Here is a 22,684-nt window from a genome sequence, read left to right as displayed (position 1 = left end):
GCCGAAGGTTACGCCTGCCGCACTCACCTGCATCACGGCGCCGGATAGATCGGCTTGCCGTTGGCGGTGTCGTGCGGATAGATCGAAATGAACTTGATGTGATCGTGCTCGTCGACCGTGAGCTGGCCGAGCGGCGTCAGTTCGCCGATCTGGCCGCCGGTCTCATCCAGCGCGAAGGTGCCGTCCAGCGTCTTGAGCTGGCCGCTGAGCGAGAACACCGCGCGGCGCAGCTCCATCTGGTCGAGGCTGGTCGCAACCGACAGTGTCTTCTCGATCACCAGCGCCGTGGTGTAGCCGGCCACCGCGTTGAAGCCGAACTCCATCTTGCCGTCGTTGTACTTCTTGGTCCAGGCGGCGCGGAAATCCTTCATGTTCATCCCGAAATTGACGGGATAGTCCAATTCGGACGGCGGCACGTAGGTCCAGATGTGCTCGAGGCCCTTGGCGCCGACATTCTTCTCGAGCAACTCGGTCTCGAGACCGGCATAGATCGCGAACAGCATCTTGAACTTGGTGCCGACGTCCTGGACGTTGCGCAGGAAGGCGATGTCGTTCGGCGCATAGCCGAAATGGATCACCGCGTCCGGATTGGCGTTGCTGATGTTGTTGATGATGACGTTGTAATTGGTGGTCTCGGTCGGAACGCCCTGGTCATAGACGATCTCGATCGGCGCGCCGGACTCCTTGACGAACTTGCGGAACGCGTTGGCCTGGGTGCCGGTGAACTCGTTGGTCGAATAGAGGATCGCGACCTTCTTGATGCCGAGGCCAGGGCCGTCATGGCTGATGAAGTCGGCGACCGGCTTCGGCCAAACCGTCGACACCGGATCGGCCATCAGCGCGATGTAGGGATTGTCCTTGGAGAAGAAGCTCGCGCCGGTGCCGGTCTGGTCGAACAGGAACATCTTGTGATCGCGCGCGATCGCAACCGCGGGCGCCGTCAGCACTGATCCGGAATCGGCGACCAGGAGATCGACCTTATCCTGGGTGACGAGCTGATTATAAAGCGTCGAGGCGGTCGCGGTGTTGCTCTGGTCGTCATAGGAGACGAGCTTGATCGGGATCTTCTTGTCGAACGCCTTCACGAACACGCCGCCCTCGGCGTTCTTCTGTTCGACCCACAATTTCAGCGAGCTGTAGACCGGCATCGAGATCGAGGCGTAGCGCCCCGAGGATGCGTAGAGCGTGCCGATCTTGATCTCCGACGGTGCGTCGGCGGCCATCGCCTGCGTGGCAAATGCGAGGCTGGCAGCGAGTGCCGCGCCGATGATCCTCAGCATGATATGTTCCTCCCGGCTATCTTGAACGTGTCTTGGACGTATCTTGGACGCGGCCCTTCTACGCGCCGGATCGGAGCGACACAAGCAGCGCGGCCTTAGCAATTGTGCGAGGGGCGGAATATGCGGCATGCGCGGGACACAGGCCGCTGCGCGGAGCATGGATGGACCGTTGACGGGCCTTGGTTCAATGTCGCATCAAGACTGTAACGATTTCGGGAGGAGACATCAGACATGGCCGAGCCCGCGCGCGCGAAACCAAAGCCGACACCGGAGACCCAGCATTTCTGGGATGGCACCAAGGCTGGCGAGCTGCGCCTGCAGCGCTGCGATGCCTGCGCCAATGTCTACTTTCCGCCGCGGCCGTTCTGCCCCTCCTGCGCCTCGCGCAAGGTCTCGATCTTCAAGGCTAGCGGCAAGGGCAAGCTCTACAGCTACGTCATCAACCACCGTCCCGCAGCGCCCGGCTTCACGCCGCCTTATGCGATCGCGGTCGTCGAGCTCGACGAGGGCCCGCGCATGATGAGCAACATCATCGATTGTCCGCAGACGCCGGAAGCGCTCGAGCTCGACATGCGGCTCGAGGTCGCCTTCGAGGCGCTCGACGACAAGATCACGCTCCCTTTGTTCCGTCCGGCAAAGGGATAACGCAATGCGCAGGAACCAGGTTGCCGTCGTCGGCGCGGCCGAAACCACCGAACTCGGCGTCATCCCGAACATGTCGCAGATCCAGCTGCACGCGGACGCGGCGCTGAATGCGATCGCGGACGCCGGCCTGAAGCTGTCCGACATCGACGGCTTCGCTACCGCGGTCGAGACCCCGCAGCAGATGGCGCACTATCTCGGCATCACGCCGACCTGGGTCGACGGCACCTCGGTCGGCGGCTGCTCCTTCATGCTGCATGTCCGACACGCCGCCGCCGCGATCGAGGCCGGCCTGTGCAAGACCGTTCTGATCACGCATGCCGAAAGCGGCAAGTCGATGATCGGCAAGCAGCCGCGCTTCACGCCCGCCGACAGCCTCAACGGCCAGTTCGAGGCACCGTTCGGTGTCTACGGGCCGCCGAGCATGTTTCCGATTCCCGTGCTGCGGTTCATGAAGACCCACGGCATCACGCATGAGCAGCTCGCGATGGTCGCGGTGGCGCAGCGCGAATGGGCGGCGAAGAACCCGCGCGCGACCATGAAGGATCCGATCACCGTCGCCGACGTCCTGAACTCGCGGATGATCGCCTATCCGCTCCGGCTGCTGCAATGCTGCCTCGTCACCGACGGCGGCGGCGCGCTGATCCTCACCTCGGCCGACCGCGCCAAGGATTTCCCGAACAAGCCGGTCTACATCCTCGGCACCGGCGAGAGCGTGGAAACGCCGATGGTCAGCCAGATGAAGACGTTCGACTCATCGCGCGCCTTCAAGGTGGCGGGACCCCTGGCCTTCAAGGAGGCCGGCATCACCCACAAGGACGTCGATCATCTGATGATCTACGACGCCTTCGCGCATCTGCCGCTCTACGGCCTCGGCGACCTCGGCTTCATGCCGTATGAGGAGACCGGCAAGTTCATCGCCGACGGCAACACCCGCCCCGGCGGCAAGCTGCCGCTCAACACCAATGGCGGCGGCCTCAGCTACATGCACTCCGGCATGTACGGCATGTACGCGCTGCAGGAGAGCGTGCGGCAGATGCGCGGCATCGCGCCGGCGCAGGTGCCGAACGCAAAGATCTCGGTCTGCCACGGCGTCGGCGGCATGTTCGCCGCAAGTGGCACGATCATCTTTACGAACGAGAAATAACAGCTCCGTCGTTCCGGGGCGCGCGAAGCGCGAACCCGGAACCTCGAGATTCCGGGTCTGGTGCTCCGCACCATCCCGGAATGACGGAGAGCAAACCAGGAGAACCGACATGGCAAAATCACTGCAGGATAAAGTCATCATCGTCACCGGCGCGGGGCGCGGCATCGGCCGCGAGATCGCGCTGCTCTGCGCGGCGGAAGGCGCCAAGGTCGTGGTCAACGATCCCGGCGGCGCCGCCGACGGCGGCGGCTCGAGCGCCGCGCCCGCCGAGGAAGTGGTCGAGGAGATCAAGAAGCGCGGCGGCACAGCGGTCGCCAATTTCGAGTCGGTGGCGGAAGCCATTCCCGCCAGCAAGATCGTGAAGACCGCGACCGATCATTTCGGCCGGCTCGACGGCGTCGTCAACAACGCCGGCATCCTGCGCGACATGATCTTCCACAAGATGAGCGTGGAGGCGTTCGAGGCCGTCATCAAGGTGCATCTGATGGGCTCGTTCTATGTCAGCCACGCCGCGGCGCGCATCTACCGCGAGCAGGAATCGGGTTCGTTCGTGCACTTCACCTCGACCTCCGGCCTGATCGGCAATTACGGCCAGGCCAACTACGCCGCCGCCAAGCTTGGCATCGTCGGCCTGTCGAAATCGATCGCGCTCGACATGGGTCGCTTCAACGTGCGCTCGAACTGCGTGTCGCCGTTCGCCTGGACCCGCATGATCGGCACCATCCCGACCGAGACCGACGCCGAGAAGGCGCGCGTCGAGAAGATCAAGCAGATGGGCCCGGAGAAGATCGCGCCGGTCTGCGCCTATCTGCTGTCAGACGCGGCCAAGGACGTCACCGGACAGATCTTCGGCGTGCGCATGAACGAGATCTTCCTGTTCGGCCAGCATCGTCCGGTGCGCTCGGTGCATCGCGGCGAAGGCTGGACGCCCGAGACCATTGCCGAGCACGGCATGCCGGCGCTGAAGGGATCGTTCGCCAAGCTCGACCGCTCGGCCGACGTCTTCACCTGGGATCCGATCTGAACTTGATCTGATCCTCCGATCTGATCTGACAGTTTTGTGAAATCGTCGCCTCCGCGAAACAGCGGGGGCGACACACTCTTTGGTTGTTTCATCATGGCGTGCCCGCATTGTGCCAGAATTGCGGGGGTATGATCGTCCTCCCGATAACAAAAAAGCCTGGGAGGACTTTCGTGACAAATCCAAGCAACATTCAGAAACACGAGGGCGACGGTGCGAAGGCGTTCGACCGTCGGACAATCTTGCGCGGCGCAACCGCGCTTGCTGCAACCGCGATGGCGGCATCCGATGCCGCAGCGCGCGACTTCGGCCCCAACACGGAGCCGCAGCGCTATCCCGATCCAGACATCGTCGTGATCGACGACAAGCGCTTCAAGGCCAAGGTCGGCAACACCGCGATCAAGCGGCTCTACACCGGCTGCCTGTGGGCGGAGGGCCCGGCCTGGAACGCGCAGGGCCAGTATCTGGTCTGGAGCGATATCCCGGCCAACCGCCAGTTGCGCTATCTCGACGATGACGGCCACATCTCCGAGCAATTCCACAAGCCGTCGAACGAGGCCAACGGCTCGACCTTCGATTTCGAGGGCCGCCAGATCACCGCCGAGCGCACGCGGCTGGTGCGCTACGAGCACGACGGAACCATCACGCCCTTGGCGGAGCAGGCCAATGGCAAGCAGCTCAACGGGCCGAACGACATGGTCGTGCATCCCAACGACAAGTCGATCTGGTTCACCGATCCCGGCTATGGCGCGATCTCGATCTATGAGGGCCAACTGGCCAACACGGGATCGAAGCAGCCCTACCAGAAGGAAGCCGTCTACCGCATCGATGCTGCGACCGGTCAGATCACCAAAGTCGCCGACGAGCCGTTCAAGCCGAACGGCATCGCCTTCAGCCACGACTACAAGAAGGTCTACGTCTGCGACACCGGCATCACGCACTATCCGAATGCCAAGAACATCGTCTGGCAGTACGACCTCAACGGCGACAAGCTCTCCAACCCGCGCACGCTGATCGACATGACGCTGGACGGCAAGTCAGGCTTCCCGGACGGCCTGCGTGTCGACGTCGACGGCAATATCTGGGTCGGCGCCGGCTGGGTCGGACCGGGCTACGACGGCGTGCAGGTGTTTGCGCCCGACGGCCAGCGGATCGGCCAGATCCTGCTGCCGGAGACCTGCGCCAACCTCACCTTCGGCGGCAAGAAGCGCAACCGCCTGTTCATGACGGCAAGCCAGTCGCTCTACGCGGTCTATGTCGAGACGAAGGGCGCGCACAACTGCTGATCTAACCGTCGTCCCGGCGAAGGCCGGGACCCATTACCACTGCAGTTGGTTGTTGAAGAAAGCTGGGGCCCACATCGTTCACGACACTCCCGGTCGTGGTTATGGGTCCCGGCGTTCGCCGGGACGACGCTGTGGTTACCCGCTATTCCGCAGTCCCGCCGAAATCCCGTTGATCGTGATCTGGATCCCGCGCAGCACCTGCTCGTCCGGGTTCTGCGCGCGATACTCCTTCAGCAGCTCGACCTGCACGTGATTGAGCGGATCCAAGTAAGGGAAGCGGTTGCGGATGCCGCGCTCCAGCAGCGGGTTGCCCTGCAGCAGCCGGTCATGCCCCATGATGTCGAGCAGCGTCTCGATCGACAGGTGCCATTCGCGGCGGATCTGGCCAAAAATCTTCTCGCGCAACGCGACGTCGGGCACCAGCTCGGCATAGCGCGAGGCGATCGCGATCGAGCTCTTCGCCAGCACCATGTCCATGTTGGACAATAGTGTGCGGAAGAACGGCCATTCCCGATAGAGCTCCTGCAGGAACGGCATACCCTGCTCCGGATGCTCGGATATCCAGCTCTCGACCGCACTGCCGAAGCCATACCAGCCCGGCAGCATCAGCCGGCACTGCGCCCAGGAGAACACCCACGGGATGGCGCGCAGGTCCTCGATCTCGCGGGTCTTCTTGCGCGAGGCCGGGCGGCTGCCGATGTTCAGCGTCGCGATCTCATTGATGACGGTCGAACCCCAGAAATAATCGGCGAAGCCTTCGGTCTCATAGACGAGGCCGCGATAGGCCTTGAAGGCGAGCGCGGAAATCTCCTCCATCGCCTTGAGATATTCGGGGCGCGGCGCGCTCTGCCGCGGCTGCAGCAGGCTGGTTTCCAGCGTTGCAGCGGCGAGGATCTCCAGATTGCTGCGGCCGACCTCGGCATTGGAATATTTCGACGAGATGATCTCGCCCTGCTCCGTGATGCGGATCTGGCCGTTCACGGCGCCGCCGGGCTGCGCGATGATCGCGTCATAGCTCGGGCCGCCGCCGCGGCCGACCGAACCGCCGCGGCCGTGGAACAGGCGCAGCCGCACGCCGTGGCGCTCGAACACCTCGACGAGGCCGATCTCTGCCTTGTAGAGCTCCCAACCCGAGGTGACGAAGCCGCCATCCTTGTTGCTGTCGGAATAGCCGAGCATCACCTCCTGCACGCTACCGAGACTGTCGACCAGCTTGCGATAATCGTGCAGCACCAGCATGCGGTCCATGATGCCGCTGGAGGCCTGCAGATCCTCGATGGTTTCGAACAGCGGCACGATGTTGACGGCGCTGCGGCCGGACGGATTGACGAGCCCGACCTCCTTCAGCAGCACCGCGACCTCGAGCATGTCGGACATGCCCTGGCACATCGAGATGATGCATTGGGAGATCACCTCCGGCCCGAACCTGGCATGCGCCTCGGCCGCGGCTCGGAACACGGCGAGCTCGCTTTGGGTCTCCTCGGAATATTTCACGAAGGGCGAGGCCAGCGGCCGTGCATTGCGCAGCTCGCCGAGCAGCAGGCTGACGCGGGCGTCCTCGCCGAGCGCCAGATAGGACATCCCCGGATTGGCGGTGTCGAACAGCTCGGCGATGGTGCGCTCGTGCACCGCCGAGTTCTGGCGGATGTCGAGCCGCGCCAGATGGAAGCCGAAGCAATCCACCGCCCGCCGCAACAGCCGCAGCCGGCCGCGCGCGATCACGCTGGAATTGTTCGCGATCAGCGAGCGGTTGAGCACGTCGAGATCGGCCTGGAACTCCTTCACGGTCGCATAGGGCTCGGCCTTGCCGACCGGCGGCCGCGTGGTCTCGACCTCGAGCCGAGAGGCTGTCGCCGCAAGCCTCGCATAGATGCCCGATACGGCCAGCCGATACGGCTCGCCGCTGCGATGCGGCGAGGTGTCGGGCGAACGCTCGGCGAGGCTCCGCAGCTCGTCCGAGACGTCGGCGAGATGCGCCGCCAGCGACAATTCGGCACCAAGCGCATGCAGCTCCTCGAGGTAGAAGTTGAGCGCCTGGCTCGACTGCAGGCGCAGCGTGCCGCGCATCACCTCCGCGGTGACGAAGGGATTGCCGTCGCGATCGCCGCCGATCCAGCTTCCCATCCTGAGGAAGGAAGCGAGTTCGCCGGCCTCGCCGCCCTCCTTGTTCAGGCGGTCCTCCAGCGCGCAATGCAGCCGCGGCACCTCCTGCAGGAAGGTGTAGTCGTAGAACGACAGGCCGTTGGCGACCTCGTCGAGGACGGTCAATTTGGTCCGGCGCAGCAGATTGGTCTGCCACAGCGTCACCACGGCGCGGCGAAGCTGCTCGTCGCTGGCCTCGCTCTCGTCCGGCGTCATCTGCAGCCGCTCGCGGCGGTCGAGCAGATCGGCGATCTCCATCTCGCGGTCCATCGTGCTCTTGCGGCGGACCTCGGTCGGATGCGCGGTCAATACCGGGCTAACCAGCGCGCTCCTGAAGAAGCCGCGCAGATCGGCCGGGCTGATGCCGGCCTGACGGGCATGCACCAGCGTCTGTTCCAGCGTGCTCGGCCGCGGCGCCCCGCTCGGGCCGCGGCTGCGCATCTGGCGGATGTTGTTCTGGTCCTCGGCGATGTTGGCGAGGTGGGAGAAATAGCTGAAGGCGCGGACGATCTGCAGCGTCTCGGCAATCGACATGCCGTCGAGGATGCTCTCCAGCTCCCGCCGCGCCAGCTTGTCCTCGTCGCGATGGAAGCGAACCGAGGTCTGGCGGATGCGCTCGACCAGGTCGAATACGTCGGCCCCTTCCTGGTCGCGCACGGTGTCGCCGAGAACGCGCCCCAAAAGGCGGATGTCATTCCGGAGCCGCGCATCCTCCTCCTGCGCAGCCGCTTCCAGAAGGCTGGCCTCTGCGGCACGTTTGGCGCGGATTTCGGTCTCGGACGGCATGGTCTGGGGAGGCATTACCTGGGGAGACATGGCTCGCTACTCCGGAGGCTGCCCGGCTCCTCCCGAGTGTGCGCTTTTTTTGCCGCAGCGCAAGATGAACTTGGTGGCGGTGCACACACACCAATGTCGTCCCGGCGAAAGCTGGGACCCATCACCACCGGCGGCTGCGGTCGAAGCAAGCTGGGGCCACTGCAGCGCGCAACACGGAGATTGGTGGTTATGGGTCCCGGGTCGCGCGGAGCCTGTCATCGGGCGGCGCTTCGCGCCGACCCGTTGGCTTGCCCGGGACGACGGGCTAGATCCTCCGCCCCGCCCGCTCCCAATAGGGATCGCGCAGCCGGCGCTTGAAGATTTTTCCGGAATCCTCGCGCGGCAGGCTGGTCTGGATCTCGATGTGCTTGGGCACCTTGTAATCGGCAAGCGCGGTCTTCAGCTGGGCGCGGACGGAGGCGATGTCGAGCGCGACGCCGGGCTGCGGCTCGACCACCGCCATCAGCGCCTCGCCGAATTCGGCATCGGGAATACCGAACACCGCGCAGTCGTGCACGCCGGGGACGGCATGCAGCACCGCCTCGATCTCGGCCGGATAGATGTTGACGCCACCCGAGATCACCATGTCGCGCTTGCGATCGCAGATGAAGACGTGGCCGTCGGCATCGATATAGCCGACATCGCCCGAGGTGATGAAGCCCTGGCGGTCGATCTCGGCGCGCTTCTCGGCCTTGTTGTGATAGGTGAAGTCGGGATTGCCCTTGATCCGCGAATAGATCTCGCCGATCTGGCCCTGCGGCACCTCCTCGCCGTCGTCGCCGATGAAGCGCAACTCGGCACCGGGCGAGATCTTTCCAACCGTGCCGGGCTTCTTCAGTGCGTCCTCGGAATTGGCGAAGGTCACCGCGCCTGACTCGGTCGAGCCGTAGAACTCGTAGATCACCGGCCCCCACCATTCGATCATGGCGCGCTTGACATCGGGCGGACAGGGCGCGGCGGCATGGATGATATGGCGCAGCGACGACATGTCGTACTTCCGGCGCACCTCCTCGGGCAGCTTCATCAGGCGGATGAACATCGTCGGCACCATGAAGATGGTGTCGATCCGCTCGCGCGCGATCAGCTGCAGAAACTCCTCCGCGTCGAAGCGCGGCATCAGCACCAGCGCGCCGCCGAGCTTGCCCGAGCGCAAGCCGAAGGAATTCGGCGCGGAATGGTAGAGCGGTCCGGGCAGGATCGCGCGTGCACCGGGCTTCAGGCCGTAGATCATCGCGCGCATTGCTTCCGCATTGGCGGTCTGCTCCGGCGTCGGCGCGAAGCGGCGCACGCCCTTCGGATGGCCTGTGGTGCCCGAGGTGTAGATCATGTTCTGCGGCTGCGGCACCACCGGGCCGTCATAGCGCGGGAATTGCGCCAGCCAGGCTTCGAAATTGATCGCGAAATCCGGTGTCGCCAGATGATCGGGATTGATCTTGTAGTTGGCGAGGATTTCCGGTGGCGTCGGCACGCTGAGCACGATGACGCCGGGCGGGATCGCGCCGCGCAGCGGATGCAGCATGTCGGCATGACCGATCAGGACGCGCGTGCCGGAATCCGTCAGCACATAGTTGATCTCCTCCGGCTTGAAGTGCCAGTTGATCGGCACGCCATAGGCGCCGAGCCGCATCGCGGCATAGGCAGTCTCGATGAAGGCGATGTCGTTGCGCATCAGCAGGCAGACGCTGTCGCCCGGCTTGACGCCGAGCCCGTTGAGGCCGCTGGCAATACGGTCGGCGCGCTCAGCCACTGCAGCGTGATCGCGCCGGCGACCGCCGCTGACGATGCCGAGGAAGGGCTGGGACGTTTCCATTGTCGTTGTCCGATCTTTCGTCGGGTTAAATGTCATTCCGGGGCGCGCAGAGCGCGAACGCGGAATCTCGAGATTCTCCGGTGCGCAATTGCGCACCATGGTTCGATGCTGCGCACCGCTGCGGAATGACTGCGGTCGTTACCCCGCATCCGCAAACCTTGGCGCGCGCTTCTCCAGATTGGCGCGCACGGATTCGGTCTGGTTCGGGCTGCCGAGCAATTTCTGCTGCTCGACCGATTCCGCGAGCAGCGCGGCCGCCGGGTCGACCGACAGATTGTTGAGCATGCGCTTGGCGGCACGGATCGCATCCGGGCTCTTGCCGGCGATCTCGCGCGCGACTTCGAGCGCCGCGGCGCGCGGGTCGTCGCAGACGCGGGTGGCAAGGCCGTAACTTTGGGCCTCCTGCGCCGAGAAGATGCGGCCGGTATAGGTGAGCTCGCGCAGGATGTCGTCGCGCACGAGGCTCGCCAGAATCGGCGTGCCCGCCATGTCGGGCACAAGACCCCATTTGATTTCCATGATCGACATCCGTGCATCTTGCGAGAGGAAGCGCATGTCGGCGCCGAGCGCGAGCTGGAAGCCGCCGCCGAACGCGACACCGTGAACCGCTGCGATCACCGGCACCGGAAGCTGGCGCCAGCCCCAGACCGCCTGCTGCGGGAAATTGGCCTTGCCGTGGGTGCGGACGGTGAGATCGCGCTTCTCGCCGCCCGGCACTCCGTTACCGCCGTCCTTCATGGCGGCGAAACGGCCCATGTCGAGCCCGGCGCAGAACGCCCGGCCCTCTCCGGACAGCACCACCACCCGAACGGCTTTTTCCCTGGAAAGCCGGTCGGTTGCGGCCACCAATGCCTCGAACATCGCGGCGTCGAGCGCGTTCATCTTGTCCGCCCGCACCAGGCGGACATCGGCGATACCGTCCGAAATCGATATCGAAACGCGATCTTCCATTGAAATCTCCTCCGCTGTTCCTTGTTGGCGCTTTACACAAAGGCCGTTGTCCGCTTTTAGTCAATCGACCAATTAACTGACAACCCCCGTGGAGGAAACGATGTTCTCTGATCAGCTTCTTGCCGGGCGGCGCATACTGGTAACCGGTGGTGGCACCGGCCTCGGCAAGTCCATGGCCTCGCGGTTCCTGCAGCTCGGGGCAGAGGTGCATATCTGCGGCCGCCGCAAGAGCGTCTGCGACGAAACCGCGACCGAGCTGATGGCCGAGTATGGCGGGCGCGTGGTCAGCCACGGCGTCGATATCCGCAACGCCATGGCGGTCGACGAGATGATCGAGGCGATCTGGACCACCAGCGGCCCGCTCACCGATCTCATCAACAACGCCGCCGGCAATTTCATCTCGCGCTCGGAAGAATTGTCGCCGCGCGGCTTCGATGCGGTCGCCAACATCGTAATGCACGGCACCTTCTACGTCACGCACGCGGTGGGCCGGCGCTGGATCGCCGGCAACCATCGCGGCAACGTGGTGTCGATCACCGTGACCTGGGTGCGCAACGGCTCGCCTTACGTGGTGCCGTCGGCGATGAGCAAGTCGGCGATCCACGCCATGACCATGTCGCTCGCCATCGAGTGGGGCCGTCACGGCATCCGCCTGAACACCATCGCGCCCGGCGAGATTCCGACCGAAGGCATGAGCAAGCGCATCAAGCCCGGCGACGAGGCCGGCGCGCGCACCAAGGCGATGAACCCGATGGGCCGCGTCGGCACCATGGAGGAGTTACAGAACCTCGCGGTGTTCCTGATTTCCGGCGGCTGCGACTGGATCAACGGCGAGACCATCGCCATGGACGGCGCGCAGGCGCTCGCGATGGGCGGCAATTTCTACCAGCTGCGCGACTGGAGCGACGACGACTGGACCAAGGCGCGCGAGTCGATCAAGGCCCAGAACGAGAAGGACCGCGCGGCGCGGGGCTGAGGCCCGCGCTTGCTCCTCAATCACTACTGTCGTCCCTGCGAAAGCAAGGGACCCAAACCACCGCTGCGCGTTGTTGAGCTCGCTGTAGCCCCAGCGTCGCGCCACATACAGATTCGTGGTTATGGGTCCCGGCCTTCGCCGGGACGACGATGTTGAAACAGCGTGGCCAATTCCTCCGTATTGTTTTTCGCGCGCGATGCCGCCACACTCCGCGCAACCAAAACAAGACGTCACGGGGGAAACATGTCCGACGCGCCGAAACTGACCAACCTTGCCGACATGGTGCGCGAGCGCGCCAAGAGCCGCGGCGATGCGCTGGCCTATGAATTCGAGGGACGGCAAACCAGCTTCGCCGGGTTCGACATCAAGACCAACCGCGTCGCCAACGCGCTGATCGCGATGGGCGTCGAGAAGGGTGAGCGCATCGCCTATCTCGGCAAGAACAGCGACTTCTATTTCGAGCTGTTGATGGGCGCGATGAAGGCCGGCGTGGTGATGGCGCCGGTGAACTGGCGCCTTGCAGGCCCCGAGGTCGCCTTCATCGTCGACGACTGCAAGGCCCCCGTCCTGTTCGTCGGCCTCGAATTCATCACGCAGGCGCGCAACATCAGCGACAAGCTGCCCAGCGTCCGCACCATCATCACGACCGAGGGCGGCGCGCCGGAATGGCCCGACTTCGTCGCCTGGCGCGATGCGCAGGGCGGCGACGACCCGCGCGTTGCGATCGAGCCGAAGGACATCGCGATCCAGCTCTACACCTCGGGCACGACGGGCAAGCCGAAAGGCGCGATGCTGTCACACGCCAATTTCCTCAACCTCGTGCAAAGCGGCAACGAGGCCGAGAAGCCAGAGTGGAACCGCTGGACCACCGACGACGTCTCGCTGGTCGCGATGCCGATCTTCCACATCGGCGGCTCCGGCTGGGGCGTGATGGGCCTCTATCACGGCGCCCGCGGTGTAATCGCGCGCGAGTTCGACCCGACCAAGGTGCTCGACTTCTTCGAGCAGTCCGGCATCACAAAGCTGTTCATGGTGCCGGCCGCGATGCAGTTCGTGGTGCGGCAGCCGCGGGCGCGGCAGGTCGACTTCTCACGCCTGAAATACATGCTCTATGGCGCCTCACCGATTCCGGCGGCGCTGCTGAAGGAGTGCATCGAGGTCTTCAAATGCGGCTTCGTGCAGATGTACGGCATGACCGAGACCACCGGCACCATCGTCGCGCTGCCGCCGGAGGATCATATCGAGGGGCTGGACCGGATGCGCTCGGCCGGCAAGGCGTTGCCTGGCATCGAGCTTGCGATCCTCGATCCGGACGGCAAGCCGCTGCCGCCGGGCGAAGTCGGCGAGATCGCCACCCGTTCCGGCTCCAACATGGCCGGCTACTGGAATCTGCCCGAGGCCACTGCGCGCACCATCGACAACGACGGCTGGCTGCGCACCGGCGATGCCGGCTACATGGACAGTGACGGCTACCTCTACATCCACGACCGCATCAAGGACATGATCATCTCCGGCGGCGAGAACATCTATCCGGCCGAGGTCGAGAGCGCGCTGTGCGACCATCCGGACGTGGCGGAAGCCGCCGTGATCGGCATCCCCGACGACAAATGGGGCGAGGCGGTGAAGGCGGTGGTGGTGATGAAGCGGGGAAAGACTGCGACCGCGGCCGACATCATCAACTTCACACGCGAGCGGATCGCCGGCTACAAGACACCGAAATCGGTCGACTTCATCCCGGCGCTGCCGCGCAACCCGTCGGGCAAGATTTTGCGGCGGAGCCTGCGTGAACCGTATTGGGCGGGCAAGGACCGGCAGGTGAATTAGCCCTCGCTGTCGTCCCGGCGAAGGCCGGGACCCATAACCATCGTTGTTCATTGTCTGTCGACGCTGGGGCCACATCTCGTTCAACCAATAGCCGACTGTGGTTATGGGTCCCTGCTTTCGCACTAGCGTATATACATATCCTCCGCAGTCTTTCCGGAGTCTTCTCAAAGAGTTGGCCGAAAACCGCAGAGAACTTACTCATCTGCACTAGGGTTGCGCCCGCCGATTTCGGCTCTCGCCTAGTAGCTAACCCCTTGATGATGAGTCGGTTTTCTAGCCTCGAAGAGATGTGTAAATGCCCTAGTGCTTTCGCAGGGACGACGGTGGAGGGAGTGTCGCACTTCACTTCTTCCCCGTCCTCTCCCGCAAGACGCGCCACCGCTCCTGCGCCTCTTTCGGCCAGACCTCTTTCCGATCGTAATACTCGGCGAACACTTTCGCGCCCGGCGGGAAAGTCACCCAGGGCTGCTTCGACGAAGTGAAGATGTGCGCATCCGGCGGGCACTGGCTCGGATCGTCCAGCGTGCCGACGCGGACGAAGCGAACTGCCGGTCCTGCGCCCGGATAGTTGCTCCACACCGCGACCTTGCAGATGGGGCAGCGCGCGATCTTCTGCCCCTTGCCGCTCGCCGAGGGCGTGTCGACGATCTCGGGCTCGGCCGCGATGTGCTCAACCCGCTCGGCCTCGTACAACGCGTTGAGCGCGTGCACGGTGCCGGTCTCGCGCTGGCACCAGGTGCAGTGGCAAGCGTGCACGATCAGCGGCCTGCCGGTCAGGCGGTAGCGGACGTTTCTGCAGGTGCATCCACCTTCCATGCTCATGCCGCCTCCTCTGCGTTAGTGCTTGCCGGCTCCCATGTAGCCGAACAGGAAGCCCGCCACCTTGCGCTTCTGGATCTCCTCGCTGCCTTCCGTGATGCGATAGCGGCGGTGATGGCGGTAGATGTGCTCGAACGGCTTGTGGCGCGAATAGCCCATGCCGCCATGCACCTGCATCGCGCGGTCGGCGGCTTCGCAGCACAGACGGTTTGCCCAGAAATTGCACATCGAGACCCGGTCGGACAGCGTGTGCTCGACCTGCGCCTGGGTCAGTTGATCCATCTCCCAGGCGGTCTTGCGGATCAACAGCCGCAGCATCTCGGCCTGGGTCGCGAGCTCGACCAGCGGCCACTGGATCGCCTGGTTCTCCGCCAGCGCCTTGCCGAACGGCTTGCGGTCGCGGGCATACTTCACGCTCTCATTGATGCAGTACACCGCAGCGCCGAGCGAGCTCGCCGCCTGGCGGATGCGGTTCTCGTGCACGAAGCATTGCGCCAGCGACAGGCCGCGGCCGACCTCGCCGAACTGCGCATCCTCCGGCACGAACACATCGGTGAAGCTGACCCGCGGATGGTCGGTCGGCATGTTGAAGGTCCACATATACTCTTCGACCTTCACCCCCGCCGATTTCGCCGGCACCAGGAAGCAGCTGATGCCGCGCGCGTCGCCGTCATTGCCCGAGGTGCGGGCAAACAGCGCGCAGTGCGTGGCGACATGCATGCCTGTCGTCCACATCTTCTCGCCGTTGATGATCCAGCCCTTGACGTTGTCGCGCGTGGCCTGAACCGCTTTGGTTTCCATATGGGTGGCGTCCGAGCCGTGCTCGGGCTCGGTCAGACCGAACGTGATGCGGTACTTGCCGGTGATCGAGCCGTCGATCATCGCCTTCTGCTCGTCGGTTCCGTAGCGGTCGAGCATGGTCACGATCGGCAGATTGCCGACGATCGAGTGTTCGTTCTGCAGGTCGTTGTGCAAACCGAGACCCTTTGAGGCAAAATGTTCGCGGATCACGGCCATCCACAGGTTGGAGCCGTCCTTGCCGCCATAGCGCTTCGGGATCGCGAAGCGCAGATGGCCGGCGGCATCGGCCAGGTTCTTGGCCTTGCGCAGCAAGAGCTCCCATTCATGGCGCGGCAGGCCGCCCTTGTCGAAATCGGTGCGCGCCCATTCACGGCGATGGTCGAAGAAGCGGATGTTGTCGTCAGCCTCTTCCAGAGGCTTGATCTCGCGTTCGATGAAGCGATCGAGCTCGGCGAGATAGGCTGTCAGGTCAGCCGGCAAGTTGAAATCCAAGGCGGTCTCTCCCGGAAATATTGTTGATTCTGATTTTGCGTCTAGACGCTGTCGCGCATCCGCGTTCGGATTGATTAAGGTGAGAAGCCTGTCGCCAAGTCAAGCAGGCGAGCGAGGCTTGCACGCGCGGTCGCCTTGCGTAATTGGATGGCACGGAACGACGCGCAGGCGCTAGGATATCAGCAATATTCTTCGCCGCAGAAAATCGACGGGAGCAAACATGGATCTGAAATTCTCCAAGGTGACGCGCAAGGGTCCCATCACCATCGTGACGCTGTCGCGGCCCGAGGTCTACAACGCGCTGCATATCGACGCGCATTTCGAGCTCAACAAGGTGTTCGACGAGTTCTCCGCCGATCCCGAGCAGTGGGTCGCGGTCGTCACCGGCGCCGGCGACAAGGCGTTCTGCGCCGGCAACGATCTGAAATGGCAGGCCGCCGGCGGCAAGCGCGGCTGGGACAAGGGCGGCTTCGCCGGCCTCACCACCCGCTTCGACTGCAACAAGCCGATCATCGCCGCCGTCAACGGCGTCGCGATGGGCGGCGGCTTCGAGATCGCATTGGCATGCGACCTGATCATCGCTTCCGAGAATGCGACCTTCGCCCTGCCCGAGCCGCGCGTCGGCCTCGCAGCGCTGGCCGGCGGCCTGCACCGGCTGCCGCGCCAGATCGGGCTGAAGCGCGCCATGGGCATGATCCTGACCGCGCGCCATGTCAGCGCCAAGGAAGGCCTCGAACTCGGCTTCGTCAACGAGGTGGTGCCGCAGGGCGAGGCACTGGCAGCCGCCGAGCGCTGGGCCGAGACCATCACCAAGAACTCGCCGATGTCGATCCGCGCCTCCAAGCAGGCGATCCAGAAGGGCCTCGAAGTCTCGCTGGAGCAGGCATTGGCCGAGCAGCGCGAATATCCGGCGGTGAAGGCGATGGCCGCCTCGCAGGATTATATCGAGGGCCCGAAGGCGTTTTCGGAGAAGCGCTCGCCGAAGTGGCTCGGGCGGTGACACGTCCCTTCTGTCATTCCGGGGCGATGCGAAGCATCGAACCCGGAATCTCGAGATTCCGGGGCTGGTGCTGACGCACCATCCCGGAATGACGGCGATCCTGTCATGACGACGTAGGATGGGTAGAGCGCAGCGAAACCCATCGACGCTTGCCGCGTGTCGTGATGGGTTTCGCTTCGCTCTACCCATCCTACTTTTCGAGCTCCCGCTTGTATGACGCGTAGTTCGGCTGGTCGACGGCGAGCTTGTCCAGCGTGGTCTGCCAGAGATGCTCCGATAGCCCCGGCGTTTTCAGATCGACCTCGCCACCTGCGATCTTCTTTGACAGCACGCGGTTCAGCTCCATCAGCGTCCCGTCGGTGCCCAGCAATTGCTTCAGCCGCGCGGCCTCGGTCGCATCGCCGGCCTCGGCGAGCGCGAGCTGCCGCGTCACCAGGTCGAGCGCGTTGATGCCGACGCGCAGCTTGAAGCCGTTGTGCCCCTTGATCGCGGGCGCGATCTCGCTGCGCAGGAAATCGGCGACGGCCTTGATCAGTTCGGTGGGTGTCGGTTCGTCCTGCATGTCACTTGCTCTCTTTCTTGCGCATGATCGATTCCGAAAACCGGTCTCCACGTTTCGGGATCATGCGCGCGGCGCCAGCAACCGCAGCAGATCGATCTCGGTCTCCGACGCGCGCCGCCCGATCATCGCGCGCTCCATCGAGTGATCCGGGCCACTTCGGAAGCGCTGCATCATGCCGCAGCACATCACGCCCCAGCGCAGCGTGCCCATCACTTCCCAGAACATCACGCGCTCGGGGTCCGCCTTGCGGCCGGCTTCCTCATAGCCCGCGAACAAATCTTCGCGCGTGCCGAAACCGCCGACCGGCTTGTCGATCTCGCCGAAGCGCCATGAGTTGACGCAGATCCATCCGAGATCCTCCATCGGATCGCCGGTATGCGCGAGCTCCCAGTCGAGCACCGCGCGCACCCCGTCGGGACCGATGATCAGATTGCCGTGGCGGAAATCGCCATGCACCAGCGTCATCTCGGACGACGGACCGGGATCGTGATCGCGCAGCCAGCGCAACGCCAGCTCGAACACCGGCCGCGGCCAGTTGAAGCTGTGATATTCGCGGGCGATATCCTCGATCTCCTTGGTCGCCGTCAGACTGCGCAGCTTCGGCAGCTTGGCCTTCGGCAGGCCATGGATGCCGGCGATGACGCGGCCGAGCTGGCGGGCGAGAATCGGCCGCGCGCCGGCAAATCCCTCGTCGCGCAAAATTTTCCGCGCGATGGTCTCGCCTTCGACCCGCGCCATGATGAAGCCGCGGCCAAGGCCGTCCTCCGGCCTCAAGACATGCATCACCTTCGGCGACGGCAGGCCCGCGTCATGCGCGAGCTGCATCAGCGTCGCCTCGGCATCGAGGCCGGCGGCGCGGCCCGGAGCGGCACCGTAGCCCGGCGGCGCGCGGCGCAGGATCGCGCCGACAGTGCCGTTCGGGTGCACGATGTCGAACGACCAGGTCTCCTGGCTGGCGCCGCCGGAGAGTTTTGCCGCGCCGGTGACGCCGGTTGCGCCTGGATGAAACGAGGCGACGCAGCGGGTGAGCTCGGTCTCGATCATTTGCCCTTGAACTTCGCCGGCCGCTTCTCGAGGAATGCGGTGACACCTTCCTTGAAATCCTCGGCGCTACCGGCAAGGCGCTGCGACTCGAATTCCAGATTGAGCTGATCCTCGAGGGTATTTTCCGGGCTGTCCCAATAGAGCTTGCGGATCAGCGACAACGCCACCGTCGGGCCGTTGGCGAGATCGTGCGCGAGCTTCATGGTTTCTTCCATCAGCGCGGCGTCGTCATAGACGCGGTTGACGAGACCCCACTCCAGCGCCTTCTCGGCCGGCAGCCGCTCGCCGAGCAGCGACAGCTCGACCGAGCGCGCCTTGCCGATCAGCCGCGGCAACAGCCAGGTCGAGCCGCAATCCGGCACCAGGCCGATGCGGCGGAACGCCTGCAGGAAATAGGACGAGCGCGCGCACAGGATGAGGTCGCCCATCAGGGCGAAGCTCATGCCGGCGCCGGCGGCCGGGCCGTTCACCGCCGTCACGATCGGACAGTGCAGCTTACGCAATCGGCGCAGGAACGGATGGAACGCGGTCTCCAGCGCCGCGCCGGCATTGCTCTTGCCGGGCTTCTGCTGGTTGCGGCCCTGCAGATTGGCGCCGGTGCAGAAGGCACGGCCCGCGCCCGTGATCACCAGGCAGCGCACCTCGTCGCGCTTGTCGTCGATCGCATCGAGCGCCTCGGCAAGCCCGCCCAGCATGTCGATCGAGACCGCGTTCATGACTTCCTGGTGGTCGAGCCTCAGGATCGCGACCGATCCGTCGAAGTCGAGCGTGACGTGTTTGAACTGCATGGTTTCCTCTTCACCTTGTTTCGGCGGCGGGTACCGCGGTAGGTCGATGCTTCGACCCATATTTGATTTTTGTGCCGGGCTTGTCCATGGTCGGCGGCAAGCCCATCCGTGAACGCGTGATTAGCGCGCACCAAACCAAATGGAAACCCCAATGAGTGGCATCTTCGATCTCACCGGCCGCGTCGCTGTCATCACCGGCGGCAATGGCGGCATCGGCCTCGGCATCGCGCAGGCGCTGAACGCCGCCGGCTGCAACGTCTCGATCTGGGGCCGCAACGCGGAAAAAAATGCCAACGCCGCGGCCTCGATGAAGGCCGGCCCAGGCAAGGTCGCGACGCAATTCTGCGACGTCAGCGATCCCGGCTCGGTCAAGACCGCGATGAAGGCGACGCTGGACACCTTCGGCCGCGTCGACGGCTGCTTCGCCAACGCCGGCATCGGCGGCGGCGGACGTAGAGCCTTCATCGACCGCACCGAGGAGGAATGGCGCAAGATGTTCGCGACCAATCTCGACGGCGTGTTTCACGTATTCCAGGCTGCGGCACGCCACATGACCGACCGCGCCGAGGCCGGCGACAAGTTCGGCCGGCTGGTCGCGACCTCGAGCCTCGCCTCGCTGTTCGGCACCGCGCGCAACGAGCACTATGCCGGCACCAAGGCGGCGCTGAACGCGCTGTGCCGCGCACTCGGCGTCGAGCTCGCGCGCCACGGCGTCACGGCGAACGCGATCCTGCCCGGCTGGATCAAGAGCGACATGACCGCCGGCATCATGGCCAACGACAAGTTCGTCGCCAATGTGATGCCGCGCATCCCCCTGCGCCGCTTCGGCGAGCCGAGCGATTTCGGCGGCATCGCCGTCTACATCATGAGCAAGGCGTCGTCCTATCATACGGCGGATTGTTTTGTGATCGACGGCGGGTACACGGCGTTCTAGCCCGGCTCTTGCCGCATCAACGCCGTCGTCCCGGCGAAGGCCGGGACCCATACGCCGCGGCGGATGTTGTGAACGGGACTCGTCGTACCAGCATCGCACCACAAATGACATCGGTGGTTATGGGTCCCGGCCTTCAACGGGACGACGCTGAATATGTGGCGCGCGGTTGAGTCATACATCCGCACCCTCGCGGCGCAGTTGCGCGGCGTGGAATGACGGCCGGAGAGCGACGGATAGAACAACGCGCGACGCAGCGTCGCTTCCGTCGCGGCAAAACTGCTGCTAGCGTTTGAGCCGCAAGGGACGCAATGAGGCGGCTTTTAACAAGCAGGGAGGATATTTCAGATGTTTTCACACGTGATGGTTGGCACCAACGATCTGGACAAGGCCGAGGCGTTCTATGATGCGCTGCTCGGCACGCTCGATGTCCGGCCGGCCCGGGTTGACGGTCACCGCATCATGTACCTCACCAAGGCCGGCATTTTCATGGTGTCCAAGCCGATCAACGGCGAACCGGCGACGCATGCCAATGGCGGCACGATCGGCTTTGCCTGCTCTTCGCCGGAGCAGGTCCATGCCTGGCACGCGGCCGGCGTCGCCAATGGCGGCAAGCCTTGCGAGGACCCGCCGGGCGTACGGGAAGGTTCTGGCGTGAAGCTCTATCTCGCCTATCTGCGCGACCTCGACGGCAACAAGATCTGCGCGATGCACCGGATGAGCTAACCGGCGTCCGCCGGAATCTTTCACGCTGCACGCGGCGGCGTTCAAACAACGTTTGAAACGCCGTCGCTAAATTCCGCGATGCGGTAGAGGTGATTGGAAAATCGGTACTCGCGCTTGGCGTCGCACGCGTCTATTGTCCGCCGCGAAACGCGCCTTCGCGAGGGAGAAAAGACAGTGAAACATGCCTATGTGCCGCGCACCACGAACTACACGCTCAGTCCAGGCGACGAGCTCAATGACCTGCGCATGTCGGACAAGGTCCGCCCGCTCTACGACCATGTGAAGCAGTTCATCCGCGACACGGTCGACCCGATGTCGGTCGAGTTCTATCGCGCCGGCGAGAAGAAGACCAATCGCTGGAGCTTCACGGACGAGCAGCTCGCGATCCTGCAGAAGGCCAAGGACAAGGCCAAGGAAGTCGGCCTCTGGAACTTCTTCCTGCCCGATGCAGAAACCGGCGAAGGCCTCAACAACCTCGACTACGCCTACATCGCCGCCGAGCTCGGGAAGAGCCCGCTGGCCTCCGAGACCATGAACTGCTCGGCGCCCGACACCGGCAACATGGAGGTGCTGGAGCGCGTCGGCACCAAGTCGCAGAAGGAGAAGTGGCTGAAGCCGCTGCTCAACGGCGAGATCCGCTCGGCCTACGCGATGACCGAGCCGAACGTCGCCTCCTCCGACGCCAAGAACATCTCGACCACCGCAAAGCTCGTCGGCGACGAGTGGGTGATCAACGGCGAGAAGTATTACATCTCCGGCGCCGGCGATCCGCGTTGCAAGATCATGATCGTGATGGTGAAGACCAATCCCGACGCGGCGCCGAGCAAGCAGCAGTCGCAGATCCTGGTGCCGATCGACACCCCCGGCGTGGAGATCCTCGGGCCCATGCACGTGTTCGGCCATGACCATGCGCCGCGCGGCCACATGCATCTGCGCTTCAACAATTGCAAGGTGCCGAAGGAGAACATGCTGCTCGGCGAAGGCCGCGGCTTCGAGATCTCGCAGGTTCGCCTCGGACCGGGCCGCATCCATCACTGCATGCGCACCATCGGCAAGGCCGAGAAGGCGCTCGACATGATGGTGCAGCGTGGCCTGACCCGCGAGGCCTTCGGCAAGAAGATCGCCCATCTCGGCGGCAACATGCAGATCATCGCCCAGGCGCGTTGCGAGATCGAAGCGATGCGGCTGATGGTGCTGAAGGCGGCCAAGGCGATGGACGTGCTCGGCAACAAGGAAGCCCGCGTTTGGGTCTCGATGGTCAAGGCCATGGTGCCCGAGCGCGCCTGCAAGGTGATCGACCAGGCGATCCAGATGCACGGCGCCACCGGCATCTCGCAGTGGTCCCCGCTCGGCGAAATGTACCAGGACGTCCGCCATCTCCGCTTCGCCGACGGTCCGGACGAGGTGCACTGGATGGTGGTCGGCCGCCACGAGCTGAGCATGCCGTAGTCGCTTCTTCTCCTTCTCCCCGCTCTTGCGGGGAGAAGGCCGGGATGAGGGGCCGCCTCCGAAAGCACGGTGAGAGATAGTCTCGCGGAGAATCCCCCTCACCCGGATCGCATCTGACGATGCGATCCGACCTCTCCCCGCAGGCGGGGCGAAGTAAGGGAAGAGCGCTCCAAGGAA

The 22,684-nt window shown here is 64.4% G+C and carries 19 protein-coding genes; 10 read left to right on the top strand and 9 right to left on the bottom strand.

What is annotated here, in order from left to right; all coding sequences use genetic code 11:
* Positions 1-32: 32 nt before the first annotated feature.
* Positions 33-1,280, bottom strand: a complete 1,248-nt coding sequence (locus tag ACVW1B_RS06160) for an amino acid ABC transporter substrate-binding protein (protein ID WP_456821344.1) — start codon at positions 1,278-1,280, stop codon at positions 33-35.
* A 231-nt stretch (positions 1,281-1,511) separates the two neighbouring features.
* Here ACVW1B_RS06160 and ACVW1B_RS06155 point away from each other — a divergent pair, with 231 nt between their 5' ends.
* From ACVW1B_RS06155 to ACVW1B_RS06140, 4 genes are all read left to right on the top strand, one after another.
* Positions 1,512-1,925 carry a Zn-ribbon domain-containing OB-fold protein gene (locus ACVW1B_RS06155; RefSeq protein WP_016841161.1) on the top strand — a complete coding sequence of 138 codons (414 nt, stop codon included), beginning with the start codon at positions 1,512-1,514 and terminating at the stop codon, positions 1,923-1,925.
* A gap of 4 nt (positions 1,926-1,929) precedes the next feature.
* Positions 1,930-3,069, top strand: coding sequence for a thiolase C-terminal domain-containing protein (locus ACVW1B_RS06150; protein ID WP_310882601.1), 1,140 nt, complete (start codon positions 1,930-1,932; stop codon positions 3,067-3,069).
* A gap of 109 nt (positions 3,070-3,178) precedes the next feature.
* Entirely contained in the window at positions 3,179-4,093 is a 915-nt protein-coding gene (locus tag ACVW1B_RS06145) for an SDR family oxidoreductase (RefSeq protein ID WP_028338734.1), read from the top strand.
* Between the two features lie 170 nt (positions 4,094-4,263).
* On the top strand, positions 4,264-5,376 hold the full coding sequence (locus ACVW1B_RS06140; RefSeq protein WP_456781191.1) for an SMP-30/gluconolactonase/LRE family protein: 1,113 nt from the start codon (positions 4,264-4,266) through the stop codon (positions 5,374-5,376).
* A gap of 135 nt (positions 5,377-5,511) precedes the next feature.
* On the opposite strand, the gene ppc is transcribed toward ACVW1B_RS06140, so the two are convergent.
* From ppc to ACVW1B_RS06125, 3 genes are all read right to left on the bottom strand, one after another.
* Entirely contained in the window at positions 5,512-8,319 is a 2,808-nt protein-coding gene (gene ppc / locus ACVW1B_RS06135) for a phosphoenolpyruvate carboxylase (protein ID WP_456823004.1), read from the bottom strand.
* A gap of 280 nt (positions 8,320-8,599) precedes the next feature.
* Positions 8,600-10,144: an acyl-CoA synthetase gene (locus ACVW1B_RS06130; protein ID WP_456821343.1), complete on the bottom strand. Its 1,545-nt coding sequence runs from the start codon at positions 10,142-10,144 to the stop codon at positions 8,600-8,602.
* Between the two features lie 138 nt (positions 10,145-10,282).
* A complete protein-coding gene (locus ACVW1B_RS06125; RefSeq protein WP_283062863.1) occupies positions 10,283-11,095 on the bottom strand; it encodes a crotonase/enoyl-CoA hydratase family protein in 813 nt (270 codons plus the stop codon).
* A gap of 100 nt (positions 11,096-11,195) precedes the next feature.
* Between ACVW1B_RS06125 and ACVW1B_RS06120 the strand changes: the two genes are divergently transcribed.
* Together ACVW1B_RS06120 and ACVW1B_RS06115 are read left to right on the top strand one after the other, a co-directional pair.
* On the top strand, positions 11,196-12,071 hold the full coding sequence (locus tag ACVW1B_RS06120) for an SDR family oxidoreductase (RefSeq protein ID WP_456821342.1): 876 nt from the start codon (positions 11,196-11,198) through the stop codon (positions 12,069-12,071).
* Positions 12,072-12,314: 243 nt separating this feature from the next.
* Positions 12,315-13,895, top strand: a complete 1,581-nt coding sequence (locus ACVW1B_RS06115; RefSeq protein WP_456821341.1) for a fatty acid--CoA ligase — start codon at positions 12,315-12,317, stop codon at positions 13,893-13,895.
* A 342-nt stretch (positions 13,896-14,237) separates the two neighbouring features.
* Here ACVW1B_RS06115 and ACVW1B_RS06110 read toward each other — a convergent pair whose 3' ends face one another.
* Both ACVW1B_RS06110 and ACVW1B_RS06105 read right to left on the bottom strand, forming a co-directional pair.
* Entirely contained in the window at positions 14,238-14,717 is a 480-nt protein-coding gene (locus tag ACVW1B_RS06110; RefSeq protein WP_057015736.1) for a GFA family protein, read from the bottom strand.
* Positions 14,718-14,732: 15 nt separating this feature from the next.
* On the bottom strand, positions 14,733-16,007 hold the full coding sequence (locus ACVW1B_RS06105; RefSeq protein ID WP_456781195.1) for an acyl-CoA dehydrogenase family protein: 1,275 nt from the start codon (positions 16,005-16,007) through the stop codon (positions 14,733-14,735).
* A 220-nt stretch (positions 16,008-16,227) separates the two neighbouring features.
* Between ACVW1B_RS06105 and ACVW1B_RS06100 the strand changes: the two genes are divergently transcribed.
* Positions 16,228-17,007 (top strand): enoyl-CoA hydratase-related protein, encoded by a 780-nt coding sequence (locus ACVW1B_RS06100; protein WP_456781196.1) that lies wholly within the window; start codon positions 16,228-16,230, stop codon positions 17,005-17,007.
* A gap of 190 nt (positions 17,008-17,197) precedes the next feature.
* On the opposite strand, the gene ACVW1B_RS06095 is transcribed toward ACVW1B_RS06100, so the two are convergent.
* The 3 genes from ACVW1B_RS06095 to ACVW1B_RS06085 are packed head-to-tail and all read right to left on the bottom strand — an operon-like array spanning position 17,198 to position 19,401.
* Positions 17,198-17,569 carry a DUF6285 domain-containing protein gene (locus ACVW1B_RS06095; RefSeq protein ID WP_456781197.1) on the bottom strand — a complete coding sequence of 124 codons (372 nt, stop codon included), beginning with the start codon at positions 17,567-17,569 and terminating at the stop codon, positions 17,198-17,200.
* Between the two features lie 60 nt (positions 17,570-17,629).
* Positions 17,630-18,613 carry a phosphotransferase family protein gene (locus tag ACVW1B_RS06090; protein ID WP_456781198.1) on the bottom strand — a complete coding sequence of 328 codons (984 nt, stop codon included), beginning with the start codon at positions 18,611-18,613 and terminating at the stop codon, positions 17,630-17,632.
* On the bottom strand, positions 18,610-19,401 hold the full coding sequence (locus ACVW1B_RS06085; RefSeq protein ID WP_018270541.1) for an enoyl-CoA hydratase/isomerase: 792 nt from the start codon (positions 19,399-19,401) through the stop codon (positions 18,610-18,612). The genes ACVW1B_RS06090 and ACVW1B_RS06085 overlap by 4 nt, the downstream gene beginning before the upstream one ends.
* A 151-nt stretch (positions 19,402-19,552) precedes the next feature.
* Between ACVW1B_RS06085 and ACVW1B_RS06080 the strand changes: the two genes are divergently transcribed.
* The 3 genes from ACVW1B_RS06080 (at position 19,553) to ACVW1B_RS06070 (ending at position 22,507) form a co-directional block, all read left to right on the top strand.
* The gene (locus tag ACVW1B_RS06080) at positions 19,553-20,335 is read left to right on the top strand and encodes an SDR family NAD(P)-dependent oxidoreductase (protein WP_016845858.1); all 783 of its coding nucleotides are present in this window, start codon (positions 19,553-19,555) and stop codon (positions 20,333-20,335) included.
* A gap of 345 nt (positions 20,336-20,680) precedes the next feature.
* Positions 20,681-21,058, top strand: a complete 378-nt coding sequence (locus ACVW1B_RS06075) for a VOC family protein (protein ID WP_456821340.1) — start codon at positions 20,681-20,683, stop codon at positions 21,056-21,058.
* A 174-nt stretch (positions 21,059-21,232) separates the two neighbouring features.
* Entirely contained in the window at positions 21,233-22,507 is a 1,275-nt protein-coding gene (locus ACVW1B_RS06070; protein ID WP_456821339.1) for an acyl-CoA dehydrogenase family protein, read from the top strand.
* Positions 22,508-22,684: the final 177 nt, after the last annotated feature.

This window comes from Bradyrhizobium sp. USDA 4502, assembly GCF_054063355.1.
This window is presented reverse-complemented; position numbering and strand designations above follow the sequence as displayed.